At 70.6% G+C, this 26,143-nt stretch carries 25 protein-coding genes; 11 read left to right on the forward strand and 14 right to left on the reverse strand.

From position 1 onward, the window contains the following. Nucleotides 1-415 precede the first annotated feature (415 nt). The 7 genes from ACFVWY_RS30080 to ACFVWY_RS30110 all read left to right on the forward strand — a co-directional run bounded on the left by ACFVWY_RS30080 (nucleotide 416) and on the right by ACFVWY_RS30110 (nucleotide 8,692). Nucleotides 416-820 (forward strand): hypothetical protein, encoded by a 405-nt coding sequence (locus tag ACFVWY_RS30080; RefSeq protein ID WP_389877902.1) that lies wholly within the window; start codon nucleotides 416-418, stop codon nucleotides 818-820. Continuing rightward, entirely contained in the window at nucleotides 817-2,604 is a 1,788-nt protein-coding gene (locus ACFVWY_RS30085; RefSeq protein WP_389877904.1) for an alpha/beta hydrolase, read from the forward strand. Before ACFVWY_RS30080 ends, ACFVWY_RS30085 begins: the two co-directional genes overlap by 4 nt. Next, nucleotides 2,601-3,155: a hypothetical protein gene (locus ACFVWY_RS30090; protein WP_389877906.1), complete on the forward strand. Its 555-nt coding sequence runs from the start codon at nucleotides 2,601-2,603 to the stop codon at nucleotides 3,153-3,155. The genes ACFVWY_RS30085 and ACFVWY_RS30090 overlap by 4 nt, the downstream gene beginning before the upstream one ends. Before the next feature lie 273 nt (nucleotides 3,156-3,428). After that, entirely contained in the window at nucleotides 3,429-5,753 is a 2,325-nt protein-coding gene (locus tag ACFVWY_RS30095) for an alpha/beta hydrolase (protein ID WP_389877907.1), read from the forward strand. Further along, complete coding sequence (locus ACFVWY_RS30100) at nucleotides 5,750-6,370, forward strand: hypothetical protein (protein WP_389877909.1); 621 nt, start codon at nucleotides 5,750-5,752, stop codon at nucleotides 6,368-6,370. Before ACFVWY_RS30095 ends, ACFVWY_RS30100 begins: the two co-directional genes overlap by 4 nt. A gap of 217 nt (nucleotides 6,371-6,587) precedes the next feature. Beyond that, nucleotides 6,588-7,550: an NlpC/P60 family protein gene (locus ACFVWY_RS30105; RefSeq protein WP_389878034.1), complete on the forward strand. Its 963-nt coding sequence runs from the start codon at nucleotides 6,588-6,590 to the stop codon at nucleotides 7,548-7,550. A gap of 410 nt (nucleotides 7,551-7,960) precedes the next feature. Further along, nucleotides 7,961-8,692 carry a phosphatase PAP2 family protein gene (locus ACFVWY_RS30110; protein WP_389877910.1) on the forward strand — a complete coding sequence of 244 codons (732 nt, stop codon included), beginning with the start codon at nucleotides 7,961-7,963 and terminating at the stop codon, nucleotides 8,690-8,692. Nucleotides 8,693-8,862: 170 nt separating this feature from the next. Here ACFVWY_RS30110 and ACFVWY_RS30115 read toward each other — a convergent pair whose 3' ends face one another. Both ACFVWY_RS30115 and ACFVWY_RS30120 read right to left on the reverse strand, forming a co-directional pair. Next, nucleotides 8,863-10,476, reverse strand: a complete 1,614-nt coding sequence (locus tag ACFVWY_RS30115; protein WP_389877912.1) for an FAD-binding oxidoreductase — start codon at nucleotides 10,474-10,476, stop codon at nucleotides 8,863-8,865. Between the two features lie 52 nt (nucleotides 10,477-10,528). Beyond that, nucleotides 10,529-10,717, reverse strand: coding sequence for a hypothetical protein (locus tag ACFVWY_RS30120; protein WP_389877913.1), 189 nt, complete (start codon nucleotides 10,715-10,717; stop codon nucleotides 10,529-10,531). A 131-nt stretch (nucleotides 10,718-10,848) separates the two neighbouring features. On the opposite strand from ACFVWY_RS30120, the gene ACFVWY_RS30125 reads away from it, so the two are divergent. Then, nucleotides 10,849-11,748, forward strand: coding sequence for a hypothetical protein (locus tag ACFVWY_RS30125; protein ID WP_389877915.1), 900 nt, complete (start codon nucleotides 10,849-10,851; stop codon nucleotides 11,746-11,748). 126 nt (nucleotides 11,749-11,874) lie between these two features. Continuing rightward, nucleotides 11,875-12,069 (forward strand): hypothetical protein, encoded by a 195-nt coding sequence (locus ACFVWY_RS30130; protein ID WP_389877917.1) that lies wholly within the window; start codon nucleotides 11,875-11,877, stop codon nucleotides 12,067-12,069. 22 nt (nucleotides 12,070-12,091) lie between these two features. Here ACFVWY_RS30130 and ACFVWY_RS30135 read toward each other — a convergent pair whose 3' ends face one another. Beyond that, nucleotides 12,092-12,442, reverse strand: a complete 351-nt coding sequence (locus tag ACFVWY_RS30135) for a metal-sensitive transcriptional regulator (protein ID WP_389877919.1) — start codon at nucleotides 12,440-12,442, stop codon at nucleotides 12,092-12,094. 199 nt (nucleotides 12,443-12,641) lie between these two features. On the opposite strand from ACFVWY_RS30135, the gene ACFVWY_RS30140 reads away from it, so the two are divergent. Both ACFVWY_RS30140 and ACFVWY_RS30145 read left to right on the forward strand, forming a co-directional pair. Then, nucleotides 12,642-13,262: a DUF47 domain-containing protein gene (locus ACFVWY_RS30140; RefSeq protein ID WP_389877921.1), complete on the forward strand. Its 621-nt coding sequence runs from the start codon at nucleotides 12,642-12,644 to the stop codon at nucleotides 13,260-13,262. A 5-nt stretch (nucleotides 13,263-13,267) separates the two neighbouring features. Continuing rightward, complete coding sequence (locus tag ACFVWY_RS30145) at nucleotides 13,268-14,266, forward strand: anion permease (protein WP_389877923.1); 999 nt, start codon at nucleotides 13,268-13,270, stop codon at nucleotides 14,264-14,266. A 170-nt stretch (nucleotides 14,267-14,436) separates the two neighbouring features. Here ACFVWY_RS30145 and pstB read toward each other — a convergent pair whose 3' ends face one another. The 11 genes from pstB to mshD all read right to left on the reverse strand — a co-directional run bounded on the left by pstB (nucleotide 14,437) and on the right by mshD (nucleotide 26,143). Next, nucleotides 14,437-15,213: a phosphate ABC transporter ATP-binding protein PstB gene (pstB, locus tag ACFVWY_RS30150; RefSeq protein WP_389877925.1), complete on the reverse strand. Its 777-nt coding sequence runs from the start codon at nucleotides 15,211-15,213 to the stop codon at nucleotides 14,437-14,439. 28 nt (nucleotides 15,214-15,241) lie between these two features. After that, complete coding sequence (pstA, locus tag ACFVWY_RS30155) at nucleotides 15,242-16,327, reverse strand: phosphate ABC transporter permease PstA (RefSeq protein ID WP_389877927.1); 1,086 nt, start codon at nucleotides 16,325-16,327, stop codon at nucleotides 15,242-15,244. Beyond that, nucleotides 16,324-17,319, reverse strand: coding sequence for a phosphate ABC transporter permease subunit PstC (gene pstC / locus ACFVWY_RS30160; protein ID WP_389877929.1), 996 nt, complete (start codon nucleotides 17,317-17,319; stop codon nucleotides 16,324-16,326). Before pstC ends, pstA begins: the two co-directional genes overlap by 4 nt. Before the next feature lie 202 nt (nucleotides 17,320-17,521). After that, nucleotides 17,522-18,658, reverse strand: a complete 1,137-nt coding sequence (gene pstS, locus ACFVWY_RS30165; RefSeq protein ID WP_389877930.1) for a phosphate ABC transporter substrate-binding protein PstS — start codon at nucleotides 18,656-18,658, stop codon at nucleotides 17,522-17,524. A gap of 187 nt (nucleotides 18,659-18,845) precedes the next feature. After that, nucleotides 18,846-19,319, reverse strand: coding sequence for an NUDIX hydrolase (locus ACFVWY_RS30170; protein WP_389877931.1), 474 nt, complete (start codon nucleotides 19,317-19,319; stop codon nucleotides 18,846-18,848). Further along, nucleotides 19,316-20,311 carry a CHAD domain-containing protein gene (locus ACFVWY_RS30175; protein ID WP_389877933.1) on the reverse strand — a complete coding sequence of 332 codons (996 nt, stop codon included), beginning with the start codon at nucleotides 20,309-20,311 and terminating at the stop codon, nucleotides 19,316-19,318. The genes ACFVWY_RS30170 and ACFVWY_RS30175 overlap by 4 nt, the downstream gene beginning before the upstream one ends. Next, on the reverse strand, nucleotides 20,298-22,556 hold the full coding sequence (locus ACFVWY_RS30180; RefSeq protein WP_389877935.1) for an RNA degradosome polyphosphate kinase: 2,259 nt from the start codon (nucleotides 22,554-22,556) through the stop codon (nucleotides 20,298-20,300). Before ACFVWY_RS30180 ends, ACFVWY_RS30175 begins: the two co-directional genes overlap by 14 nt. 308 nt (nucleotides 22,557-22,864) lie before the next feature. Continuing rightward, the gene (locus ACFVWY_RS30185; protein WP_389877937.1) at nucleotides 22,865-23,815 is read right to left on the reverse strand and encodes an ABC transporter permease; all 951 of its coding nucleotides are present in this window, start codon (nucleotides 23,813-23,815) and stop codon (nucleotides 22,865-22,867) included. Beyond that, complete coding sequence (locus tag ACFVWY_RS30190) at nucleotides 23,812-24,723, reverse strand: ABC transporter ATP-binding protein (RefSeq protein ID WP_389877938.1); 912 nt, start codon at nucleotides 24,721-24,723, stop codon at nucleotides 23,812-23,814. Before ACFVWY_RS30190 ends, ACFVWY_RS30185 begins: the two co-directional genes overlap by 4 nt. Further along, the gene (locus ACFVWY_RS30195) at nucleotides 24,723-25,130 is read right to left on the reverse strand and encodes a GntR family transcriptional regulator (RefSeq protein ID WP_389877940.1); all 408 of its coding nucleotides are present in this window, start codon (nucleotides 25,128-25,130) and stop codon (nucleotides 24,723-24,725) included. The genes ACFVWY_RS30190 and ACFVWY_RS30195 overlap by 1 nt, the downstream gene beginning before the upstream one ends. Nucleotides 25,131-25,219: 89 nt before the next feature. Further along, the gene (mshD, locus tag ACFVWY_RS30200; protein ID WP_389877942.1) at nucleotides 25,220-26,143 is read right to left on the reverse strand and encodes a mycothiol synthase; all 924 of its coding nucleotides are present in this window, start codon (nucleotides 26,141-26,143) and stop codon (nucleotides 25,220-25,222) included.

The raw sequence follows: 26,143 nt of genomic DNA on the forward strand, positions 1-26,143 counted from the left end.
CCACTGACGTCCCGCTGACGCCGCCTCGATCCCTTCGCCCGCCCTCTTGCGAAGGCACCACCGACCTGCGCCGCCATCTGTCTGGCGGGATCTGAGGGGCCGCGGTCCCGCTCCAAAGCGCAGTCGTCGATCTCTGCGAAGGCTTCGCCAGGCACGCAGCCGTGCTGCCGCTCTCCTGCAGCACCGCGCCTGGTACCTCCCGGATAGCGGCGGCCGCCCCCGAGGGCCGGGCGGCCGCCGCGCTGCGCCGCCTCGCGACGGAGGGCCTGAGGACGTATGGCAAGGGGTGGTGGGCGGGTAGTTCCCGGTCGCCGCCATCGTCCACCGTTCGGGTGATCCGCGCGCGCCGTCGCCGCGCCGGGGCGTCCGTTTTGGCACAGTGCCGCTGCGCGAACGACGAACGGGGTGGACGGACATGACGACGGTGAGGCAACCGGTGGGACAGGTGGCAGCCGGTGCGGGTGGCGGTGGCGGCGTGCTGAAGCACAGCGGCGGCCCGTGGCTGCGGGCCGCCGACGGGGCGGACGGTATGTACACGCACCTCGGGCCGGTGAAGGCGGAGCTGGAAACCGCGCACGAGGGGCTCCTCGCCGCGAACTGCGGGCTGACCGCCCCGGCGGAACTCGCCGCGGTGCGGGACTCGTGGACGCGGAGGTTCGAGGCGGCACGTACCGAGTGCCAGGAGCTCGCGGGGAAGCTGCGTGCGGTAGCCCGGACTCAGGGGGAGACCGAGGAGGCCGTGAAGTCCGCCTTCGCGCGCATGTCCGTGGCGGACGGCGCGGGACGGACGGAACGGGCGGAGCGGGGTGTGGCGCGATGAGCCTGAATTGGGGCCAGCTACGGGATCTGAAGTGCGGCGACCTGGAAAAAGCGGCCGATGGCTGGGGGAAGGCGAGCAACCGAGCCGACGCGGGGCGCGACCGGATCGAGAACCAACTGCTGAACGGCCTGCGCAGCACCCAGCACGGAGAGGCGGCGAGTGCAGCGGTGAGCAGGCTGCGCCGGATGAGCCGGAACCTGGGGTACGTCTACACGGAGTGCGGGCTGCTCCGTACGACGCTGAACAGCATGGCCTACGAGCTCCGTGTCCAGCAACGGGAGCTGAGCCGTACGTTGGAGGAGGCTGATGCTCTGGGACTCGGCGTCCGGGCGGACGGATCGGTGGCCTACCCAGCGGCGGGCGAAGCCCTGCTCGGAGGTGAGCCGCTGCCGGGCGGCACGGCGACGGCCGGGGCGTCGGCACCCGGACTCCGTCCGCCTACGGGCCTGTTCGGCCCCAACCCGAGGGCGGCTGAGGCCCAGGACATCGCGGACCGGGTGGCGAAGGCGGTGCGCACGGCCGCCGAGATCGACTGGCGGTACGCCCGCATTCTGCACGAGCTGAGGGCCGAGGAGGGCGTGAGCGTCCCGAACTCCGCCTGGCGGGACGCGGCGGGTGACGCGGCCGCGGTCCGGGGCGCCGCGCTCGGGTACTTGAAGGAGGAGATTCCACGCGACGCCTCCCCCGCCGAACGGAGGGACTGGTGGGCTGCCCTGACGGACGAGCGGCGCGAGGAATACCTGGCGGTCTACCCGGACCAGATCGGCAACCTGGACGGCATTCCGTCTCTGGTCCGCGACGCGGCGAACCGGGACAACCTGCAGCTGTTGATGGGTGAACTGGAGGGCCGAGACGACGCCACATCCAAGACCCAACTGGCCGCACTTCACGAGATCGACCGTCAGTTGCGGGCGGAGAGCAATCCCGGGGAGCCTCCGATGTATTTGCTGGGACTCAGTGGTGAGGGGAATGGGCGGGCGATCGTCTCCTATGGGAACCCTGACATTTCGAAGAATGTTTCTGCCTATGTCCCGGGACTTAACACATCCCTTGATGAGGAATTTGCTAAGAGTGACCTCAAGCGTGCCCGTGACACTGCCATCGGTGCTCGTATGTACGACCCCTCTGGCGCGGCGATTGTTTGGCTCGGGTACGACGCGCCGCAGTCGCCCGACGGGTTGAACAGCTTGGCGGTGATAGGGACGGAGAGAGCAGAGCATGGTGGGCGGGCCTTCAACGAGTTCATGGGTGGTCTGTCAGCCACGCACAACCAAGAGAGCCCGCACTTCACAGTCATCGGGCACTCCTACGGTTCGCGAACGGTGGGCGCTGCGACGCAGCAAGGCGGCGGTATCCCCGGAGTCGACGACATCGTCCTTGTTGGAAGCCCTGGGGTGGGTGTGGATCGTGCCGAAGACCTCGGGGTTGGGCGTGATCACGTCTTCGTCGGGGCAGCGGAGCATGACGTGGTGACCAAGCTTCCGTCAAAGCGGCAGAGCGTCGCAGGTGTAGTGGGGGCGGTTGCGGCTGGCCCAGTGGCCGGGTATTTGACTGGCGATTTCGTAGATCAGGGCGACGACGATCTGTGGTTCGGAAGAGACCCAGCGAGCGAGGGTTTCGGTGCGAGACGCTTTCCTGTTGGCGTGGGCCCACGCTTGATCAGTGGTGGATTCGACGCGCACAGCCAGTATTTCGATCCGGAAAGGGACGCTTCATCTGCCAACAGTATCGCCCTGATTGTCGCTGGAAAGCCCGAGAGGGTAAAAGTCGAGGAATATCGATGACGGGACGCTTCCGGGGAATGATGACGGCACTCGTTCTGGGTGTGCTGCTTACTGGATGCACGGGTGGGGCAAGTGTGGATGGAATGAACATGCAGGAGGCGGCTAGCCGCGCAGATGAAATCATGGATGCGACAGTCAACGACATCAAGCCGCAGGTTGAATGGGTGTACGGGCCGACAACCAAAGGCAGCTGTTCGGTCACGCGTAGGCGTGCAGTGATGACTATCGTGTCCCGGGTGCGCAGAGGTAATTTCCTGGGCGTGGTGGAGCGTATGTGGGGAAGTCGCGACTACAGGATCAAAAGCGTCAACAATGACATGGATTTCCCAGCCATCTTTGCTCAGACGCGAGATGGCTTCGGTGTCGCTCTGATCGTCGGGGGTGAAGGGCAAGTGTTCTTCGAGGTGGACAGCCCGTGCGTAGAGGAGTCCGAGGTCGTCGGTCCTGTTGCTGAACCGGGCAGGCAGCTTCCGGTGGGCACCGAGATCATTCCTCGTCCCAACATTCACTCCGACTTCTGGTCCGGGGCTGGTGGGGGTGGGGGTTCCTGAGGGGCGGATCGTTTCAACTGGCCCTAAATAGTGGAGTGGTGGGGTAAAGCGGGCTGGACATTGAGTCCGGCATTGGGCCCCAGGGCCCATGCCGGGCCCTGGGGTGTTGTGGTCGCATACGGATACCGGGGGGAACTGTCGCTGCACCCACTCACAAAGCTGGGGAGACCTGCCGTGTCTGGCATACGAGAACTAGCGGTACCGGGCGGTGCTGACCTGAGCACCGTCGAGGACCGTCCCGGCAGACAGCCACTGTCACGCTCTCTGCAGGCAGTGCTGATCCTCGTCCGATTGCTCTTCGCGGTCACGGTCGTGGGCGCGTTCGACGCGTTGCTCGTGGCCTCGTCCGTCGATGCGGTGGATGGGCATCTGCTGGGCATGGTGCTGTACGCCTCGTTGCCCGGCGTCGCCGGGTTCGTGTTGTCGCTGCGTCTGCGGACCGGGGGCGTCTGGGTCTGGCGCGGGCTGCTGGCTGTGCACGTCTGGCTCACGCTCGGGGCGCTGGCCACGCTGAACGACGCGGAGGACGGCCGGGGTGTGACCCAGCTGGTGCTTCCGGTCCTCGTCCTCGTACTGCTGTGCCGGGCCCAGGCCCGTGCGTGGTTCAGGCTCGCGCCCGAGCGGCGCGTGGAGCACCAGAGGTTCGACGTCGCGCGGCTGGTCAAGTGGCGTCGGGACAACGGCCAGACGGCGATGGAGTACCTGGGCATGGTCCTGGTGGTCGTCGCCCTCATCGGCGCGCTCGTGGCCACGGGGATCGGCGGCCAGGTGTCCGGCCAGCTCCAGAACGCCGTCTGCCAGCTGACCGGGAGCGCCTGCCCGCCTCCCTCCGCCGTCGCCGACGGCAATCACGCTGGGAACGGCGGCAAGGGGAGCGGCGGCAGTGGCGACAGCTCCGGCGCCGGGAGTGACGGCGCGACGGTGACTGGTGGGTCGGGGTCAGGCGGCTCGGGTTCGGGCGGTTCGGGTTCCGGGAGTTCCGGTGCTGGGGGGTCTGACTCCGGCGCGTCCGGGTCCGCGTCCGGGGGCTCCGAGGGGTCGGGGGCCAACGGCGGCAGCGGGTCCGGTGGGGCTGGCGGCTCCAGTGGGACTGATGGGTCTGGTGGGGGTGATGGTGCTGGTGGTCTGGATGCGAACGGTGGTTCTTCTGTAGGAGTCAACGCGGGTAGACAACCCGTTGTCTCGGACTACGAGCCCCGCTCGAACGGCGACTTCCTCACCGGCATCGTCGGCGACGACGGACTGATAGGCGATGTCACCGGCGCCATCGACACCATCGCGCACCCCGTCGACACCGCCCGCAACGTCGTCGACCAGTACGCGCAGGCCGCGAACAAGGGCGGCGACAAGTGGGGCAAGGGCAAGTTCATCAACGCCGCCTGGGAAGTGGCCAAGGGCTCGGGCGGGGGCGGCAGCGCGCTCACCGGGCTGCCCGGATCGGGCACCCGGGTCGAGTCGGCGGTACGGGACGGGGAACGCCAGTACCTCGACGAGCGCATCCCGCGCAACGGCAGCGCCGCTGGCCGCGCGTACTGGTGGAAGGGGCTGACGCAGGAGCAGCGCGATCGCTACCTGGAGCTCCTCCCGGACAAGATCGGCATGCTGGACGGCATTCCGGTGGCGGACCGGGACACGGCCAACCGCCGGAACCTGCCCAACCTGATCCAGAAGCTCGAAGGCCAGACCGACAAGACGTCGAAGGCTCAGCTGGCCGGGCTGCGGGAGATCGAGCGGCAGCTCAAGGAGGGCAGCCAGCCCCCGATGTACCTCATCGGCATCAGCGACGAGGGCAACGGACGGGCGATCGTCTCGTACGGCAACCCCGACACCTCGAAGAACGTGTCGGCCTACGTGCCGGGGCTGAACACCGCCCTTGACGAGGAGTTCGCGAAGAGCGGCCTCAAGCGGGCCCACGACACCGCGCTCGGCGCCCAGGGCTACGACCCGTCCAGCGCCGCGATCATCTGGCTCGGCTACGACGCGCCGCAGACGCCGGACGGGCTGCAGAGCCTGGCGGTCGCGGGCACCAAGCGGGCGGAGCAGGGCGGCGCGGCGTACAACGACTTCATGAGCGGAATCGTCGCGACCAACCAGAGCAAGGACCCGCACATCACGGCCATCGGGCACTCCTACGGCTCACGTGCCGTCGGTGCCGCCGCCCAGCGCCTGGGCGGGATTCCCGGGGTGGACGACATCATCCTGGTCGGCAGCCCCGGGGTGGGCGTGGACCGGGCCGTCGATCTCGGGGTCGGCGCCGACCACGTCTTCGTCGGCGCGGCGGAGAACGACCCGGTCACCAAGCTGCCCTCCAAGTCCCAGGTGGTCGTGGGCGGGATCGGAATGGTCCTGGGCGGTCCGCTCGGCTCGTACATCGCCGGTGACCTGGCCGACCCGGGCGACGACGACCTCTGGTTCGGGAAGGACCCGGCGAGCAAGGCGTTCGGAGCCCGGCGGTTCCCGGTGGACCCGGGGAAGCCCATGAGCTTTGATTCTCACTCCAACTACTTCACCCCGTCGCGGGACGCCGTGTCCGCCGACAGCATCGCTCTTATCGTGTCCGGGCACGCCGACCGGCTGAAGATGGAGGAGTACCGATGAGCCGAAGGTTCCAGATCGTCGCGGTGGCTCTGGCCGTCGGCTTCGCGCTGTCCGCCTGTGGCAGCGAGAAGGCGCACCCGCAGGCCGACGCGAACACCTCGACCAGCACCAGCGCGGGCTCCGAAGGCACCAAGAGCTCCGAAGGCACCAAGGGGAGCACGATGGACATGCAGGAGGCCGCCGACCGGGCCGACGGCATGCTCGACGACGTCCTGAAGAAGATCGATCCCGAGGTCGAGTGGGCGCACGGCCCGACGACCAAGGGCAGCTGTGACGTGACGCGCAGACGTACGGTCATGACCGTCGTGTCCGCGGACCGCAGGCAGGACCTGCTGGACCAGGTCGAGCAGGTCTGGCGGGCGAGCGACTTCCGCATCAGGGCGAAGAACAAGGACGCCGAGTTCCCCGCGGTCTACGCGGCGACGAAGGACGGCTTCGGCATCAGCGTGAGCGTGCGTGCCAAGGGGCAGGTCTTCTTCGAGGCGGACACTCCCTGCGTGAAGGAGTCGAAGGTCGCCGAGTCCACGTCGGTGCCGAACGGACCGGCGTACAAGGGTGTGTACCCGCTGCCGAGCCCCAACGTCCGCTCGGACCACTGGTCCGCCGGGGCGTCCTGACCGTCACGCGCGGGCCGGGTGCGCCGGTTGATCCGGCCGGTGCACCCGGTGCGCCCTTCCTGCGGCTCCGTGCGCCGGAGTGGCGTTCGGATGGGCCCCGCATGACGCGGATTACTCGCACACACCGTCGAAACCGCCCATGAACACGTCCCGGATGGGGGATGGTTGAGGGGTGCGTAAATTCTGGGTGGTCGGTGGCATCGCTGCGGGCAGCGCCATGTGCTTCGTGGCGCTGCTCGTCGTCGGTACGTACTCGGCCGCCGCCGGGCTCGGGGCCGGTGGCGGCGGAGCGGTCGCGCTGGCCAAGGGGGCGGTGCCCGCGAAGTACCAGGCGCTGGTGGAGAAGTGGGGCAACCTCTGTCCCGCGATCAACCCCGCCCTGCTCGCCGCCCAGCTCTACCAGGAGAGCGGGTGGAACCCCCGTGCGGAGAGCCCCGCCGCCGCGCAGGGCATCGCCCAGTTCATCCCGGGCACCTGGGCCGGTCACGGCATCGACGGGGACGGTGACGGCGACCGGGATGTGTGGGATCCGGCCGACGCCATCCCCTCCGCCGCTTCGTACGACTGCGAGATCGCCGGTTACGTGAAGAAGGTGCCGGGCGATCCGACGGACAACATGCTGGCCGCGTACAACGCCGGGGCGTACCGGGTGATCAAGGCCGGTGGCGTTCCGGACATCTCGGAGACGCAGAACTACGTCACCATCATCCGCACCCTGGAGAAGAGTTTCGCCCGCCCGGTCGGCCGGGTGCAGCCCTCGCAGCAGGCGGCCGGGGCGATCTACTTCGCGCAGAAGAAGCTCGGTACGCCGTATCTCTGGGGCGGCAACGGCACGCCCGAACAGAACGGGCGGTTCGACTGCTCGGGACTGACCCAGGCCGCGTACCGGACGGTGGACATCGAGCTGCCCCGGGTGGCGAACGACCAGTACAACGCCGGGCCGCACCCCTCCCGGGACGAGCTGCTCCCCGGCGACCTGGTGTTCTTCTCGAACGACCTGTCCAATTCGCGGGCCATCCACCATGTGGGGATCTACGTAGGGGGCGGGTACATGATCAACGCTCCGTACACCGGGGCCGTGATCCGCTTCGACAAGATCGACGCGGCGGACTACTTCGGCGCGACGCGCGTGACCAAGGACGGGGCCGCGGCCCTTCCGAGGAACGGGTCCGCGGCATGAGCGGTGCGAGCAGCGCGAGTCATGCCAGCAGGGCGGGGGATGCCGGCGGTGCCAGCGGTGCTGACGGTGCTACCAGTGCCAGCGATGCCAGTGGTGCTGACCGTGCTCCCGGTGCCAGTGGTGTCAGCGGTGCGGGCGGCATGACGCGAGGACGGCGATGGCCGGAACTCTCCGTGAAGCCTGGGCCCTGAGCTGCGGCGATGAGTCTCTCTTCGATAACGTCATGGTGATCATTCGGTGGAGAGTGGAACACACGCGCCAGGGGCCTCGTTCCCTGGGAGGACCGGGCTGACGGCGTATCGACGTCTCGACTGTGCGACGGCGGCCGGAATCGAACCGACACGGGGGTTCGTCAAAGCGGTGCGCATGGGTGTGCCCGCGGCAGCAGACAAGGCAAGGGGCCGCAGCAGATGGCTGGACTCGCAGTCGATGGGGCGAACCCCGACGTCAGCTTGCTCTACGACATCAACGGACTCGCGAAGTCCGCTCCCGACTGGTTCGACCGGGTCATGAAGTTCGTCGGTGAGTACGGAATCCTGCTCGGCCTCGTCCTGGTGGTCCTGTGGTGCTGGTGGAGCGTGCGACGGCGCGGTACGGCCGACGACGCGGTCGCGGCGGTCGCCGGGATCGTCTGGGCGCCGCTCGCCGCCGGGATCGCGCTCCTGATCAACATCCCGATCCGCGGATTCGTCGAGCGCCCCCGTCCGTTCCGGGACCATCAGGGTCTGGACGTCCTGGTGACCGGGAAGAACGACTTCTCCTTCGTCAGCGACCACGCCACGATGGCGATGGCGCTGGGCGTCGGGCTGTTCGTGGCCAACCGGAAGTTCGGCCTCGCCGCGATCGGGCTCGCCCTCCTGGAAGGCTTCTGCCGGGTCTACATGGGCGTCCATTACCCGACCGACGTCATCGGCGGATTCGCGCTCGGCACGGCGGTCGCCCTGCTGCTCGCCCCGCTGGCGGGCATGCTGCTGACCCCGCTGGTGGCGGCCGTCTCACGGTCGGAGCGGCTCGGCCGGCTCGTACGGTCGCGGCGGCCGGAGCCGACGGCCCCGGCCGGGGGCCAGGGCGGGGCGTTCGGGATTCCCGAGCCGCGGCCGGGCACGTGCGGCGGGAACGGCGAGAAGGACCTGGCCGCGTAGCAGCGGCGCGGGAGCCGGGTGGATGCGGCGTGGAAGCGGCGCGGGAGCCGGGCGGGAGCCGGGCGGAAGCCGGGCGGAAGCGGCGGGGAAGTGCCGTAGGCGCGGCGCAGGAGGTGACTGGCGGATGTGCGGGAGGAGCCGCGCGGGAGTGGTGCGGGCGGCCCCGGTCCTCAGAGGGCCTGCGGGTAGGAGAAGAGACGGTCGGGGTCGTAACGCCTCTTCAGCGCGGTGAGGCGATCGGCCGCCGATCCGTAGTAGGCCCGGCGCCAGTCGGTCAGCGTCGGGTCGCTGTAGTTCTGGTACGCCGCCCCCGACGCGTGACGGCGCATCACCGCATGGGTGTTTTTCAGCCAGTCCTGCTGGGCGTCGCCCGCCGTGCCGGGGGCCCAGGCGCCGATGTACTGGGCGAGCATCCGCGAGCCCCGGTGGACGAAGGCCGTCGCCCCGGGCGAGACCCGGTTGATCGCCCCGCCCAGCGCCGTGAGCGCGACCGAACCGGCCCCGCCGCCCTGCGCCACCGTGATCCGGGTGAACGCCTCGGCCCGGTCGAGCAGTGCCCGGACCCCCGACGGGGAGAGCGAGCGGTCGAAGAAGTCGGAGGCGGCGGCGTACGTCTCGCGCCGGAGCGTGCCCTCGGGCGTGCGGCCGGGCGTCGTCCCCGGCAGATGGCACTGCGCGTCACTGACGCCCGAACAGCCCGCGTACCCGAGCATCGCCTCCTGGTAGCCGCGGCGGCGCAGTGAGACCGAGGAGGCCGGGGCGCCGATCCGGTCGGCGAGGCGGTCCACGGCGTTCTGCAGATCGCCGTACGTCCCCAGGCTGAACGCGGCGACCGACACGGTCGGGTCCGCGCCCGCCGGACCGGCGTCCAGATGTGCGGAGGACCACACCTCGTCGGGCTGGGACGGGCCCCACTCCTGCCAGGCCTCGACGACGGACCCGGCGCGCGACCACGGCCACGTCAGGTACGCGACGACGGCCGGTGACACCGGGCGGGTGCGGAACCTCAGCTCGGTGACCACGCCGAAGTTGCCGTTGCCCGCGCCGCGCAGCGCCCAGAAGAGGTCCGGGTGGTGGTCGGCGTCCACGGTCAGGGTCGTGCCGTCGGCCGTGACCAGGGTCGCCGAGGTCAGGCTGTCGCAGGTCAGGCCGTACGCGCGGGAGGCGACGCCATGGCCTCCGCCGAGGGTGAGGCCGCTGATGCCGACGGTGGGGCAGGAGCCGCCGGGTATCGTCAGCCCGCTGCGGGCCAGGCCCTGGTAGACGTCGATGAGCCGGGCGCCCGCGCCGAGCGTGCCGTCCGCCGCCACCCGGTTCAGCGAGGACACGTCGAGGATGAGCCGTCCGTTCCCGCTCGACCAGCCCCCGTAGGAGTGGCCGCCGCTGCGGAGGGCGACGGGGGTGGCCGTGCGGCGGGCGAAGGACAGGCACTCACGGATGTCCGCCTCGTGCCGGACGTAGGCGACGGCTGCCGGTCTCAGCCCGTCGAAGCGGGTGTTGTAGAGCTGACGGGCGGTCTGGTACGCGGCGTCCTGAGGCCGTACGAGGCTGCCGTCGAGGCTCCTGGCCAGGGCCGGCCAGTCGGCCCGGCCCGAGGGCGAGGGCTTCGCCGGTGCGGAGGGGCGCCCGGTGGTGCTTCCGGTGGTGCTTCCGGTGGTGTTGGCACCGTCCGTGCCGCCCGGGGTGGGGGAGGGGCCGCCGCACGCGGTGGTGATTCCCGCGAGCGCCGCCATGGTGCCCGCCGTGAGCAGGGTGCGCCGGGCGGGCGGGAGGGGCAGGTTCATCGGATCTCCGAAGTCACAGTGGGGGGCGGAGGCCGGAAGGGGAACCGGGGGATCAGGGCGCCGCGCGGTGCTCCGCGGCGTCCGTACGGGCCCGGTCGCGGGAGCGGCGGGCCGGTCCCGACCAGCCACAGGAGCAGCGCGCGGTGCAGAAGGAGCCGCGTTCCACGGTGACGGGATCGTGCCCGGTGGACGCGGTGGCGGGGGTGGCCGGCGGGACCTCTTCGACGTGTCGGTCATGCACGCGACCACGGTACTGGCCACGACCCGTGGGCGGTGAGCCCCGAGGGGCGGCGTGACGGGGGACACGGGGCGTCGTTATCCGGACGGATGGGCCTCTCGGGCAGGCGTGACGGCGTTGGGGGTTGGCGGACGATGGTGGCGCGGCAGCACAGGTGCGGGAGCGGGGCGCGCGCTGTCTGCGCCCTGGCCGTGGTGGGGATGATGGCGGCGACCGCCGGATGCTCGGGCGGCGGCGGTGCCGTCGCCGACGAGCAGGGCGGCTCCGGCTCCCTCGACGCGGTGCACCGCGCGGCCGAGGTCCTCGCCGCCACGGCGAGCGGTACGGGTACGGCGGCGGTGGCTGGTCATGTTCCCGGCGGTGGGGCGGTGGCCGGGACCGCGGAGGTGCGCACGTCGATGGAGACGGCGGCGGGTGGTACGCGGGTGACCATCAGGGGCCGGGGCGCGTACGACTTCCGCACCGGCACGGGGCGGCTCACCGTGGTGCTGCCCGAGGACGCCGCCGGGGCGGACGAGCACCGCCCGATCACCGAACTGCTGGCGCCCGGCGCGCTCTACATGAAGAACCGGGGCGCCGGAGTGCCCGCCGACAAATGGGTCAGGGTCGACACCACGACCCTGGCCGACGGCAATCTCGTCACCGGCGGGGCGACCGATCCGATGGTCGCCGCCGAGCTGCTGCGCGGAGCGCGGCGGGTGACGTACGTGGGGCGGACGGAGATCGCCGGGGTGCCCGTGCGGCACTACCGGGGGACGGCGGACCTGGCGCTGGCCGCGCGCCGGGCGGGGGCGGGCTCGCGCGGCGCGCTGACCGCGGCGGCGAAAGGGTTCCGCACGGACGCGGTGCCGTTCGACGCGTACCTCGACGAGGAGGGGCGGCTGCGCAAGGTGCGCCACCGCTTCGGCTTCGCGGGGGAGGGACCGGCCGTGGAGGTGGTGTCGACGACCCTGCTGTTCGGCTTCGGGGCGCCGGTCTCCGTGCGGCTGCCGGACGGGGGCGACATCTACACGGGGCGTATCCGGGAGCGGTAGCGGGGCTCGGGGCGCGAGGTCCTAGGCATGCCGGAGCGGGGAAATGGTCCGTCCGTGCCATGCGCGGCGCGAGGTCCGCTCCCTAGGCTAGGAAGCCCGCGACGGCAGTGAGAGGTGAGTGGTGACGTGGTGACGCTCGGCGCGCGGACGGTGTCCGACCATGTGGCCCTCGCCGAGATCGAGCTCTGCGGCGAGCTGATGATCGCCGCGGCGGGCGCGATCGGGGAACGCCTCAGCGCGGCCCGGATCGACGAGGTGCTCGACGTCCACGCGACCGCCGAGCGGTGCGCAGGCCCCCGGCACGGCGACCACCGGGGGTGAGCGCGGGGTCCGTGCCCCGCCGTCAGGTGCGGAGCAGACGGGCGATGGCCTTCGTGGCCTCCTCGACCTTGGCGTCGATCTCCTCGCCGCCCTTGACCGCGGCGTCGGCGACGCAGTGCCGCAGGTGCTCCTCCAGCAGCTGGAGGGCGAAGGACTGGAGCGCCTTCGTGGACGCCGAGACCTGGGTCAGTATGTCGATGCAGTACACGTCCTCGTCGACCATGCGCTGAAGGCCGCGGATCTGGCCTTCGATCCGGCGCAGCCGCTTGAGGTGCTCGGCCTTCTGGTGGTGATAACCGTGTATGCCCTGGTCGTGATCAGTAACCGGGGATTCCGTCGCCGCGGCGGTCACGGTGGTCTCGGTCGTGGTCATTACTGCCTCCCGTTTTCCCTTTACCCTGCCGTATACATACCCCTGGTGGGTATATCTTAACGAATTCTTCTGAAACGTGACCGGGGGTCCGTGCTGATCACTGTGCCTGATGCGCGACACTGAAGAACGCCGGTTAGCCGTGGCCGGATGATGCGCCTAGCATCAGCCTGACCGAATCCAAAGCATCCGAGGACCCCACGTGCGCTTTCGTCTGACCCCCAGGGAGACGAGCTTCTACGACATGTTCTCCGCGTCTGCGGACAACATCGTCACGGGCTCGAAACTCCTGATGGAATTGCTCGGGGCGGACACAGCCTCCCGAGCCGAGATCGCGGAGCGCATGCGGGCAGCGGAGCACGCGGGGGACGATGCCACCCACGCGATCTTCCACCAGCTGAACTCCTCTTTCATCACGCCCTTCGACCGTGAGGACATTTACAACCTCGCGTCGTCGCTCGACGACATCATGGACTTCATGGAGGAGGCCGTCGACCTGGTCGTGCTGTACCAGGTCGAGGAGCTCCCCAACGGCGTCGCGCAGCAGATCGAGGTCCTGGCGCGGGCGGCCGAGCTGACCGCCGAGGCGATGCCCGGCCTGCGGACCATGGACAATCTCACTGAGTACTGGATCGAGGTCAACCGTCTGGAGAACCAGGCCGACCAGATCCACCGCAAGCTGCTCGCCCACCTCTTCAACGGCAAGTACGACGCCATCGAGGTGCTGAAGCTGAAGCAGATCGTGGACGTGCTGGAAGAGGCGGCCGACGCGTTCGAGCACGTCGCCAACACGGTGGAGACCATCGCGGTCAAGGAGTCCTGAACGACGTGGACACCTTTGCGCTGATCGTGACCATCGGGGTCGCGCTCGGCTTTACGTATACGAACGGTTTCCACGACTCGGCGAACGCCATCGCCACCTCGGTCTCCACCCGTGCGCTCACCCCGCGTGCGGCGCTGGCGATGGCCGCGGTGATGAACCTCGCGGGCGCGTTCCTCGGCAGCGGGGTCGCCAAGACCGTCAGCGAGGGCCTGATCGCGACGCCCGAGGGCGACAAGGGGATGGGCATCCTCTTCGCCGCGCTCGTCGGCGCGATCATCTGGAACCTGGTCACCTGGTACTTCGGTCTGCCGTCCTCCTCCTCGCACGCCCTGTTCGGCGGCATGGTGGGCGCGGCGCTCGCGGGCGGGACGCTGGTGCACTGGGACGGGGTGATCGACAAGGTCGTCATCCCGATGTTCGTCTCGCCGGTCATCGGTCTGGTCGTCGGCTATCTGGTGATGGTCGCGATCATGTGGATGTTCCGGAAGGCCAATCCGCACAAGGCCAAGCGGGGCTTCCGCATAGCGCAGACGGTCTCGGCCGCGGGCATGGCGCTCGGTCACGGCCTCCAGGACGCGCAGAAGACGATGGGCGTCGTGGTGATGGCGCTGGTCATCGCCGATGTCGAGAGCCCGAGCGACCCGATCCCGGTCTGGGTGAAGCTGGTCTGCGCGATGATGCTCTCGCTGGGCACGTACGCCGGTGGCTGGCGCATCATGCGGACGCTCGGCCGGAAGATCATCGAGCTGGACCCGCCGCAGGGGTTCGCCGCCGAGACGACGGGTGCGTCGATCATGTTCGGTTCGGCGTTCCTGTTCCACGCACCGATCTCCACGACGCATGTGATCACCTCCGCGATCATGGGCGTGGGCGCGACGAAGCGGGTCAACGCGGTCCGCTGGGGCGTCGCCAAGAACATCATCATGGGCTGGTTCATCACGATGCCGGCCGCGGCACTGGTCGCCGCCGGGAGCTACGGGGTCGTGTACCTGCTCTTCGGCTGACGGCCGTGCCCCGCGGCACGCACCGTGCAAACGGGGCCGCCCCCACTCCCTTCGCCGGGAGCGGGGGCGGCCCCTTCGCCTTGTGGTGGCACCGCCATGCAGCACCTCAAGGCCGTCGTGGGGGGCGGTACGGGGGCCGGGTGAACCGGACCCCGTACCGCCCGGGGCGCTTATCCGAAGCGGCCCGAGATGTAGTCCTCGGTGGCCTGGACGGACGGGTTGGAGAAGATCCGCTCCGTCTCGTCGATCTCGACGAGCTTGCCGGGCTTGCCGACCGCCGCGAGGTTGAAGAACGCGGTGCGGTCCGAGACACGGGCCGCCTGCTGCATGTTGTGCGTCACGATGACGATCGTGAAGCGCTCCTTCAGCTCGCCGATCAGGTCCTCGATGGCGAGGGTGGAGATCGGGTCGAGGGCGGAGCACGGCTCGTCCATCAGCAGCACGTCGGGCTCGACGGCGATCGCGCGGGCGATGCAGAGCCGCTGCTGCTGGCCGCCGGAGAGGCCGGAGCCGGGCTTGTTCAGCCGGTCCTTGACCTCGTTCCAGAGGTTCGCGCCGCGCAGCGACTTCTCGACGATCTCGGCGAGCTCGTTCTTCTTGTACGAGCCGTTCAGCCGGAGGCCCGCGGCGACGTTGTCGAAGATCGACATGGTCGGGAACGGGTTGGGGCGCTGGAAGACCATGCCGACCGTGCGGCGCACGGTGACCGGGTCCACGTTCGGCCCGTAGAGGTTCTCGTCGTCCAGCAGCACCTTGCCCTCGACGCGGCCACCGGGGGTGACCTCGTGCATGCGGTTCAGGGTGCGCAGGAAGGTGGACTTCCCGCAGCCGGACGGGCCGATGAAGGCGGTCACGGAGCGGGGCTCCACGGTCATCGAGATGTCCTCGATGGCGAGGTGGGAGCCGTAGTAGGCGGACAGTCCGCTGACGTCGATGCGCTTGGCCATCGGAATCACTGCTTCTTTCGTGCCGCGGTCAGCGGCCGGTCTTCGGGGCCTTCCAGCGGGCGATGCCGCGGGCCACCAGGTTGAGGATCATGACGAAGGCGATCAGGACCAGCGCGGCGGCCCAGGCACGGTCGTACGACTGGTCGGTGCCGACCCGGTACTGCTCCCAGATGTAGAAGGGGAGCGAGGACTGTGCGCCCTGGAAGGGGTTGGGGTTGATCAGCTGGCTGCCGAAGACCAGCAGCATGATCGGCGCGGTCTCCCCGGCGATGCGGGCGATCGCGAGCATCACACCGGTGGTGATGCCGCCGATCGCGGTGGGCAGGACCACCTTCAGGATGGTGCGCCACTTCGGGACGCCGAGGGCGAGGGAGGCCTCGCGGAGCTCGTTCGGGACGAGCTTCAGCATCTCCTCGGTGGAGCGGACCACGACCGGCATCATCAGGATCGCGAGTGCCAGGGCACCCATCAGGCCGGAGGGCTGGGTCTTGGTCATCAGCATGATCGACAGGATGAAGAGACCCGCGACGATGGACGGGATGCCCGTCATGACGTCGACGAAGAAGGTGACGGCCTTGGCCAGCGCGCCCTTGCCGTACTCCACCAGGTAGACGGCGGTCAGCATGCCGACCGGGGCGGAGATCAGGGTGGCGATGCCGACCTGCTCCAGGGTGCCGATCAGCGCGTGGTAGACGCCGCCGGTCGGCTCGGAGCCGAGCACACCGGCCATGGAGTGGGTCAGGAAGTAGCCGTCGAGGCGCTCGGCGCCGCGGCTGACCGTGGTCCACAGCAGCGAGGCGAGCGGTACGACCGCCAGCAGGAAGCAGACCCAGACGACGCTGGTCGCGAGCCGGTCCTTGGCCTGGCGGCGGTTCTCGACGACCGAGGTGGCGACGTACGAGATGACGAGGAAGAGGAGGGCGGAGACCAGGCCCCACTGGGTGCGGCTCTGCCAGCCGGCCACGATGCCGGTGCCGACACCGAGCACGAGGGCGACGGCGGCGAAGGCGAAGGGGGCCCAGCGGGGGAGGGCCCGGCTGCTCAGGCTGGTCGTACGGGCGGGGGCCGCCGTGGCGGGCCGCTCCTGTATGCCGGTGTTGGCTGCCTGGCTCATGCGTTGGCCCCCGAGTATTCCTTGCGGCGGGCGATGATCAGCCGGGCCGCGCCGTTGACCAGCAGGGTGAGGATGAAGAGCACGAGGCCCGAGGCGATCAGGGCGTCCCGCCCGAACTCGTTGGCCTCGTCGAACTTCGCCGCGATGTTCTGGGCGAAGGTGCCGCCGCCCGGGTTGAGCAGGTGCGCGGAGATGACGAAGCTCGGCGACAGGACCGTCGCGACGGCCATCGTCTCGCCGAGCGCGCGGCCCAGGCCCAGCATCGAGGCGGAGATCACGCCGGAGCGGCCGAAGGGCAGCACCGAGAGGCGGATGACCTCCCAGCGGGTGGCGCCCAGGGCGAGGGCGGCCTCCTCGTTCATCCGGGGGACCTGGAGGAAGACTTCGCGGCTGACACTGGTCACGATCGGCAGGATCATGATCGCGAGCAGGATGCCGACGGTGAAGAGCGAGCGGGCGACGCCCAGTTCGGTCTTCTCGAAGACGTACGTCCAGCCGAAGAACTGGTCGAGCCAGAGGTTCGGGCCTTCGAGGTAGGGCACCAGGACGAGGGCGCCCCAGATGCCGTACACGATGCTCGGAACCGCGGCGAGCAGGTCGACGACGTACGCGAGCGGCGCGGCCAGCTTGCGCGGCGCGTAGTGCGAGATGAACAGCGCGATCCCGACGGCGACCGGGACGGCGATGGCCATCGCGATGACGGAGCTGACGAGCGTGCCGAAGAGGAGGACCGCGATGCCGAAGACCGGCGGGTCGCCCGCCGGGTTCCAGTCGAACGTGGTGAGGAAGTTGCCCTCGTTCTCGGAGACGGCGATCGAGGCGCGGTAGGTCAGGAACACGGCGATGGACGCCATGACCGCGAGCAACAGGATGCCCGAGCCCCGGGAGAGGCCCAGGAAGACCTTGTCGCCCACCCGCCCGGACGAGGTCCTGGCGGGCTTGCGCGCCACCGGCGGGGCCGGTGGCGTGTCTATCGGTGTGGTGGAAGCCATGGTCTTTCCGGTCTGTGGTGGGGGAGCGGCTGGCTCCCCTGGCGGCGGTGCACCGGATGGGTGGTGGCGGGACCGGTCCGGAGGGGTGCACCGGACCGGTCCGCCGGGTGTTGCTGGTGTGACGTGTGCGTCGGGCGCCGCGCGTTACGCGGTGTGCGTGTACCTGCCGCGCGTTACGTGGTGCGCGTGCGCCTGCCGCGTGTTAGGAGAGGGAGGCGATCGTCTCGCGGACCTTGGCGTTGATCTCGGCCGGGATCGGCGCGTAGCCGGCCTCGGTGAGGAGCTTCTGGCCCTCGTCGCTGGCGGTGTAGTTCAGGAAGGACTTGACCGTCGGAAGGGTCTCGGCCTTGTTGCCCTTGTCGCAGACGACCTCGTACGTGACCAGGACGATCGGGTAGGCGCCCTCGGCCTTGGTCGTGTAGTCGAGCTCCAGGGCCAGGTCCTTGCCGGTGCCCTTGATCTTGGCGGCGGCGATGGCCTTGGAGGCGTTCTCCGAGCTGGCCTTGACCGGGGTGGCGCCGCCGGTGTCGATGTCGACGGTGGAGATCGACTGCGCGGTGGCGTAGCTCAGCTCGAAGTAGCCGATCGAGCCGTCGACCTGCTTCACCTGGGCGGCGACACCGGAGGAGCCGGACGCGGCCTGGCCGTTGGGCGCCGGCCACTTCTTCTCGGCCTCGTACTTCCATTCGCCCGGGGCAGCCGCGCCGAGGTACTTGCCGAGGTTCTGCGTGGTGCCGGAGTCCTCGGAGCGGTGGAAGGCCTGGATCGGCTTGTCCGGGAGCTTGGCGCCGCTGTTCAGCTTGGCGATCGCCGGGTCGTTCCACTTCTTGATCTTGGTGTCGAAGATCTTGGCGAGGGTGGGGGCGTCCAGCACGAGGCTGTCGACACCCTCCAGGTGGTAACCGATGGCGATCGGGCCGCCGACCATCGGGAGGTTGATGCCCTGGCCGCCCTTGCAGATCTTCTTCGAGTCGGCGACCTCCTCGGGCTTCAGCGCCGAGTCGGAACCGGCGAAGCCGACGGTGCCCTGGTTGAAGGCGACGATGCCCTCACCGGAGGAGGAGGACTTGTAGTTGATCTCGACGCCGGAACAGCCGGCCATGTAGTTCTTCGCCCAGAGGTCCATGGCGTTCTTCTGCGCGCTGGAGCCGGAGGCGGGCAGCTGGCCCTTGGCGTCGTCGCACTTGATGTTCGACGCGGCGTCGGTCTTCCCGCCGTTCCCGCCGGTCGAGCCACCGCTGTTGTCGTCCGAACCGCACGCCGTGAGGACCAGGGCGCTGGAGACGGCGAGGGCACCGAGCGCGGTGGCACGAAGCCGGTTCTTGCGCTGAAGCTTCACTTTCGGGTGTTCCTTCCAGGAGCCGCCGAGGTCTTGTTGGTTCTCACGACGGCGTGCGTTGGGGTGGGTGCTTTGGCTGTCGCGCCGCGCACCGTGCACTGACGAAGTTAGGCAGAACAGGTGAAGCGGCCTACGGGGGAGAGTGAACGGGAGGTGAACCGTGCGGGGCGGCGCGGTTCTGGCCGCGTCAGGTGCCCGGCGGGCCGGAGAGGGCCGCGAGCAGGGCGTCCAGCAGTTCCCGGTCGCGCTCCTGGGTGAGACGGACCCGGGCCGCCGCCGGGGCGAGCCAGCACACCCGGTCGACCTCGCCGCCGGGTGTGAAGGAGCCGCCGGCCGCCTCGGCCGCCCAGTAGACGACCTCCTTGGGGCGGCCGTCCACGGTGTAGTGGACCGTGGGCAGCGCGGCACCGGGCACGCAGCGCTGCCCGGTCTCCTCCAGGACCTCGCGCCGGGCGGCGTCCGGAGCCGTCTCGCCGCGTTTCAGCTTCCCCTTCGGGTGCGACCAGTCGTCGTAGCGGGGCCGGTGGACGAGGCAGACCTCCAGCCCGCCCCAGTCCGTACGGCGCCACAGCACGCACCCGGCGGCGCGTACCGGCTTGCCGGTCCCGGCGCGTTCCGGCTTCCCGGTCCCGGCGCGCACTGGTTTCCCGGTCCCGCTCATGGCGCGGTCGCCGCCGCCGCGGCGGCGACCGGCCAGCTCGTCCGGAAGACCCCCCGGGCCGCCTCCACCGCGTGGCGCTGGTCGGCGTGGAGCACCCCCAGGGCGTACGCGGTCGCCGGGGCGATGCGCGGGGTGCGGGCCGCGGAGGCCGCCGCCGCGGCTGCCTCCGCGGCGTCCCGGTGCAGATCGAGCGCCCGCCCCGGCGCGGCCAGCACCGGATCGGGGGCGCCCCGCACCACCTCGTGGGCGTACCGGTGGAGCCGCAGGAGGAGCCGGGTGCGGTGCCAGGGCGCGTCCTGCGCCTCGTTGTACGGCTCGGCCGCCCGGCCGGAGGGGAGCGACGCCACCGTGTCCCGCAGCTGCTGCGCGGCCCGGTCGGCGGGGGCGTGCAGCAGCTCCCGCGCGGGGGCGCCCGCCGCCGGGGCGAGCGGTACCTCCGAGGCGAGCAGCGCCACGGCGTCGGCCACCGCGTGGAAGCGCGAGGAGCCGAGCGCCTGGAGGGCGGCGGAGTGGGCCCGGGTCCGGGCGAGGGTCAGCTGGCGTTCCAGGAGCGCCCCGGCGCGGGCGGCGCCGACCCCGAGGGCGGCGCGTTCCTTGTCGGGGGCGGTGCCGGAGCCCGTGCGGGCGGCGGGCAGCGCGGCGCCGGACAGGGCGTGCAGCGCGTCGAGGAGCCGGGTCAGCCGGGTCGCGTAGGCGTGTTCGCGGGCCAGGGTGCCGGAGAGCCAGGCCAGTTCGGTACGGAGCTGCTCGGCCCAGGTGGCGTCCAGGGCCGCCCGGAAGGTGTGCAGGGTTCCGCCGATCCGGCGCGAGCAGCGGCGCAGCGCGTCGGCGGCCTCCTCGGCGCCCTGGGCCCCGGCGTCCGTGGGGGCGCTGTTCTCGCGGTGCAGGCGCAGGCCGCGCAGGAATTCGGCGGCCTGTTCCTGAAGGTAGGGCGCGAGAACGGCGCCCGCCGTAAGGTCCGCCTGGGTCGTCGTCTGGTCATGGCGTCGCACGCCGGCGCCTCCGGGCGTCAATGAGCATTTCCTGTACGTGCCGCAGCGGCTGGCCGTCCGCGTCCGTGGCGTGCCGGGTCCAGTTCCCGTCGGAACCGAGGTGCCAGGAGGAGGTGGTGTCGGCCATGCCGGTCTCCAGGAGACGGCTGAGCGCGGCGCGATGGGCGGGGTCGGTGACCCGGACCAGTGCTTCGATCCGGCGGTCGAGGTTGCGGTGCATCATGTCGGCGCTGCCGAACCACACTTCGGGTTCGCCGCCGTTGCCGAAGGCGAAGACCCGGGAGTGCTCCAGGAAGCGGCCCAGGACCGAGCGGACCCGGATGTTCTCGGAGAGGCCGGGGACGCCGGGGCGGATCGCGCAGATGCCGCGTACCCAGATGTCCACCGGCACTCCGGCCATGGCGGCCCGGTAGCAGGCGTCGATGACCGCCTCGTCGACCATCGAGTTGACCTTGATGCGGACGTAGGCGGTGCGCCCGGCCCGCTGATGGGTGATCTCCTTGTCGATCCGGGCGATCAGCCCGTCCCGCAGGGATCTCGGGGCGACCAGGAGACGGCGGTAGGTCTCGCGGCGGGAGTAGCCGGAGAGCCGGTTGAAGAGGTCGGAGAGGTCCGCGCCGACCTGCGGGTCGGCGGTCAGCAGCCCGAGGTCCTCGTAGAGCCGGGCCGTCTTGGGGTGGTAGTTGCCGGTGCCGACGTGGGAGTAGCGGCGCAGGGTGTCGCCCTCCTGCCGGACGACGAGCGAGAGCTTGCAGTGGGTCTTGAGGCCGACGAGGCCGTAGACGACGTGGCAGCCCGCCTCCTCCAGCTTGCGGGCCCACTTGATGTTGGCCTGCTCGTCGAAGCGGGCCTTGATCTCCACGAGGACCAGGACCTGCTTGCCGGACTCGGCGGCGTCGATCAGCGCGTCCACGATGGGGGAGTCGCCGGAGGTCCGGTAGAGGGTCTGCTTGATCGCGAGGACGTCGGGGTCGCCCGCGGCCTGCTCCAGGAAAGCCTGTACGGAGGTGGAGAACGAGTCGTACGGGTGGTGCAGGAGCACATCGCGTTCGCGCAGCGCGGCGAAGACGTCGGGTGCGGAGGCGGACTCGACCTCGGCGAGGTCGCGGTGGGTGCCCGCGATGAACTTGGGGTACTTCAGCTCGGGCCGGTCCAGCGAGGCGATCCCGAAGAGCCCGGTCAGATCGAGCGGACCGGGCAGCGGGTAGACCTCGGCGTCGGACACCTTCAGCTCGCGGACCAGCAGGTCGAGCACGTACGGGTCGATGGACTCCTCGACCTCCAGGCGGACCGGCGGGCCGAAGCGGCGCCGCATGAGCTCCTTCTCCAGCGCCTGGAGCAGGTTCTCCGCGTCGTCCTCCTCGACTTCCAGGTCCTCGTTCCGGGTGACCCGGAACATGTGGTGGTCGAGGACCTCCATGCCGGGGAAGAGCTCTTCGAGGTGGGCGGCGATGACGTCCTCTATGGGCACGTACCGCTGTGGCGACGCCTCCAGGAAGCGGGTCAGCAGCGGCGGCACCTTGACCCGGGCGAAGTGGCGGTGGCCGCTGACCGGGTTGCGCACGACGACGGCGAGGTTGAGCGAGAGCCCGGAGATGTACGGGAAGGGGTGTGCCGGGTCGACCGCGAGCGGGGTCAGTACGGGGAAGACGCGCTGCCGGAAGAAGGTGAACAGGCGGGCCTGCTCCTTCTCGGTCAGCTCGGGCCAGCGGATCAGCTGTATGCCCTCGTCGCACAGGGCGGGGGCCACGTCCTGCTGGTAGCAGGCGGCGTGCCGGGCCATGAGTTCGCGCGAGCGGGTCCAGATCAGGTCGAGGACCTCGCGGGGCTGGAGTCCGGAGGCGGACCGGGTGGCGACACCGGTGGCGATGCGGCGCTTCAGCCCGGCCACCCGGACCATGAAGAACTCGTCCAGGTTCGAGGCGAAGATCGCCAGGAAATTAGCCCGTTCGAGAAGCGGGGTCGCCGGGTCCTCGGCCAGTTCGAGCACCCGTTCGTTGAACGCGAGCCAGCTGCGTTCACGGTCCAGGAAGCGGCCCTGTGGCAGCTCGTCGCCGTCGACATCGGGCTCGTACGCGTCGGCGTCGGCGTCTATGTCGGGATCCAGGTCGGCCGCGGTGGACAGGGCGGCCCCGCTGGACGCGGCGGCGACGGCGCGTGGCCGGTGCGCGGCGAGCGAGCCGACCGACGGCTGCGGCTGCGGGGCGGACTGGACCGGTACCTCGGAGCTGGGCTGCTGGCTCATGGCCCCATTCTTCCGCGCGGACGGCTCCGCGGGCGCGCCGGAAGGGGCGGAGACCGCGAAGTCCGCGGGTTCCCCGGGGCCCGGGGGGTTCGCGGGGAGCTTCGCGGGGAACGGGAGGGGGGCTTCGCCCGTACGTTCCTTGCCGGGTTTTCTCCCGTTGCGAGGGGTCGGCACAGCTGGCTGCATTGCCAGAGGTTCGCAAGCTCGTCTGAATGGCCGGTAACGGCGACATGACGTGCAGGAAGCGGTGTGCGGTGGTGTACGGCGGTGCCCAGGCCCGTACGCGGGGCCCGGACACCGCCGGGCGGTCAGGCGTGCAGGCCGCGCAGCACCCGGAACGCGAGGGCGACGGCGAGGGCGGCGAGGGCGAGCAGGATGCCGGTCTCGACGAGCTGGAGCGGCCAGAAGTGCGCGAGCGGGTGGTGGTCGACGTACCCGATGGCGCCCTTGCAGGCGGCGGGTGCGCCGGATTCCCCGCAGACCGCCGGGTCCAGCGGCTTTCCGGAGGCGGTGAGCATCCCGGAGTCGACCGTCCAGGACCCGTCGTTCCCGGACCAGCGGTCCTCGGGCGTGCGCACGGTCGGCCAGAGGTCCTCGCGCACGCGGTTGAGGATCATCGTCAGCGGGGCGTACGCGACCAGGGTCGCGATCATCGCCGGGATCGTGCGTCGCAGCAGCAGTCCGGCCAGCGCGCCGAGGGCCAGCATGCACAGGGTGTAGCCGACCGGGACGGTGCCCATGGAGCCGTACACGTCGCGGTCGTACGTCTCCAGCGGATAGTTCGTCCGCTCGGCCCGCGACACGGCCCAGGCGCAGACGGCCGAGAGGACGGAGACCCCGGCCAGCGCCGCCACGGCCGGCACCGCGAGCCTGGCCGCCAGCCAGCGCGCGGGTGAGGCGCCCTGGGACCAGGACAGCCGGAACGTACCGCTCTCCAGCTCACGGGCGATCATCGGACCGGCCACGAACATGCCCACGAACACGGGCAGCGCCATCATGACCAGCCCGGCGTACTGGAGCAGCCGGTAGGAACGGAATTCGACGTCCAGGAAGTCGCGGACGGTGATGCCGCAGCCGCGCGTCGTGTGGGCGACCGAGCAGCCGGTGCCCGTGAACGTGTCGGCGGCCGATGCCGCCCACAGCTGGGTGGCGACCACGGCGGCGATCCCGGCGAGCGCGAGAGCGCCGACGGTCCACAGGGTCGTGCGGTGCGTGCGTACGGTGACCCGGACCGGGCCGCGCAGACCGATCGTGCTCATCGCGCCGCCACCGCCTCACGGTGTCCGGCCGCGAGGGGCGCCGCGCTCGGCGTCAGCAGCGCGGGGGTCCGGGGCGACCTCAGGTGGGCGAGCAGCAGTTCCTCCAGCGAGGGTTCCGCGGTCTCCCAGACGCCGGTGTCCACGGGGCCCTCCGTCCGTACCAAGGTGGTCTGCATCCGTCCCGCGGTGCGGGACTCGACGGCGGTGTGCGGTGCGGTCTCCCGTACCGGGCCGGTGAGCAGGGTGTGGGCGGCGAGCAGGTCCTCGGTCTCGCCGCCGAGCCGGATGCGGCCGTCGTCGACGAGCAGCAGGTAGTCGCAGGTGCCCTCCAGCTCGGTGAGCAGGTGCGAGGACATCACGAGGGTGGTGCCGTGCTCGGCGACCTGGGCCATCAGGGCGCCCATCAGCTCCTGGCGGGCGAGCGGGTCGAGGTCGGCCATCGGCTCGTCCAGCAGCAGCAGTTCGGGCCGCTTGCCGAGGGCCAGGGCCAGGGCGAGCCGGGTGCGCTGGCCGCCGGAGAGCCGCCGGACGCGGGTGCCGCGCGGAAGGTCTCCGGCGATGCCCTCGGCCACGTCCCGGTCCCAGGTGCCGGGGTTCAGTTCGGCCCCCGCCCAGAGCGTCGCCTCCACCGTCAACTGCGGGTACAGCGGCTTGTCCTGCGCCACGAAGGCCATCCGGGGGCGCGTCTGGGCAGGTGTCCCGCCCAGCACGTGCACCGACCCCGCCGAGGGCCTCAGCAGCCCGGCCGCGAGGGCGAGCAGGGTGGACTTGCCCGCGCCGTTCGGCCCGACGAGCGCGCAGACCCGTCCGGCGGGCAGCCGGAACGAGCAGTCGCGGAGCACCCACGTCCCGTCCCCGCCCCGGTACTTCACACCGAGGCCGTCGGCCTCGATCGCGATGCCTGTCATCAGGCGCGGTCCCCCTCGAAAGTGCTGTCCAGTACGGCGGTGAAGAGTGCGCTCACGTCGTCCTTCTCCAGCCCGGCCGTGCGGGCCCGGCGGGCCCAGTCGGCGAGTTCGGCGCGCAGCGGCGCGTCGTCGGCGGACGCCGCGCCGCCGAGGCGCCGGGTGACGAAGGTGCCGAGCCCGCGCCGTGCCTCGACGAGGCCCTCGCGTTCGAGCTCCCGGTACGCCTTGAGCACGGTGTTCGGATTGATGGCGGTGGCTTCGACGACCTCGCGCGCGGTGGGCAGGCGGTCACCGGGCTCCAGCAGGCCGAGGCGGAGCGCCTGCTTGGTCTGCTGGACGATCTGGAGGTACGTGGCGACGCCGCTGCGCCGGTCGATGCGGTATTCGACCGCTGCGGACTCTGCCATGTTCACCCTTTCACTAATTGAGTAGTGAAAGGGTGGCGTAAGAAGGGGGCGACGTCAAGGGACGTCGCCCCCGGGGAGCCGAGCGGTGCTCAGGACTCCGTGCGGTACATCAGGTCCACCTCGTGCGTCGTGAACCCCATCCGCTCGTACACCGCCACGGCCGCCTTGTTGTCCGCGTCCACGTAGAGCATCGCGGTCGGCAGGCCCTCGGCCGCCAGATGGCGCAGTCCGATCGCGGTGAGCGCCTTGCCGAGCCCGCCGCCCTGCGCGTCGGGCCGGATGCCGACCACGTACACCTCGCCCAGCCGCTCCTCGGCGTGCACCTTCGTCCAGTGGAAGCCGATCAGCTCGCCGTCCCGCTCGGCCAGGAAGAAGCCCTTCGGGTCGAACCACGGCTCCGCCTTGCGGTCATCCAGGTCGCGCTGGGTCAGCGCGCCCTGCTCCGGGTGGTGGGCGAAGGCGGCGCGGTTCACCGCCAGCCAGGCCGCGTCGTCCTCGCCGGGCACGAAGGTGCGTACGGTGACCCCCGGGGACAGTACCGGCTCCGCGATGTCCAGGGACGTCAACGGGCGGCGCAGCTGGCGCAGTTCGCGGAAGAGCGAGAGGCCGAGCACCTGCGCGAGGTGCCGCGCCGCGGACTTCCCGCCGTGCGCCCAGACCCGCAGCCGCTTGCCCGTCGTGGCGAGCAGGGCCGCGCCCAGCGCCCGCCCGTGGCCCTGCCCCCGGTACGACGGGTGCACGACCAGCTCGGCGGCCGGGGCCTCCACCGGGTCGGTGTCCTCCAGCTGGGCGTACCCGACCAGGTCCGGCCCGCTGGTCAGCAGCAGGTGCCGGACCCCCTCGCGCCGTCCGCCCCGCAGCTGGAGCCGTCCCTGCTCGGACACGGCCTGCCTGCCGTCGGACCGGGCCGCCTCGGAGAGCAGTTCGGATACGGCCTCCGCCTCCTCGGGGGAGAGCGCGTCGAGGGTACGGATCTCACGGCCGGGGGCGGGAAGAGCTGCGTCAGTCGTCAT

The organism is Streptomyces sp. NPDC058195 (assembly GCF_042883525.1).
Taxonomy (GTDB): Bacteria; Actinomycetota; Actinomycetes; order Streptomycetales; family Streptomycetaceae; genus Streptomyces.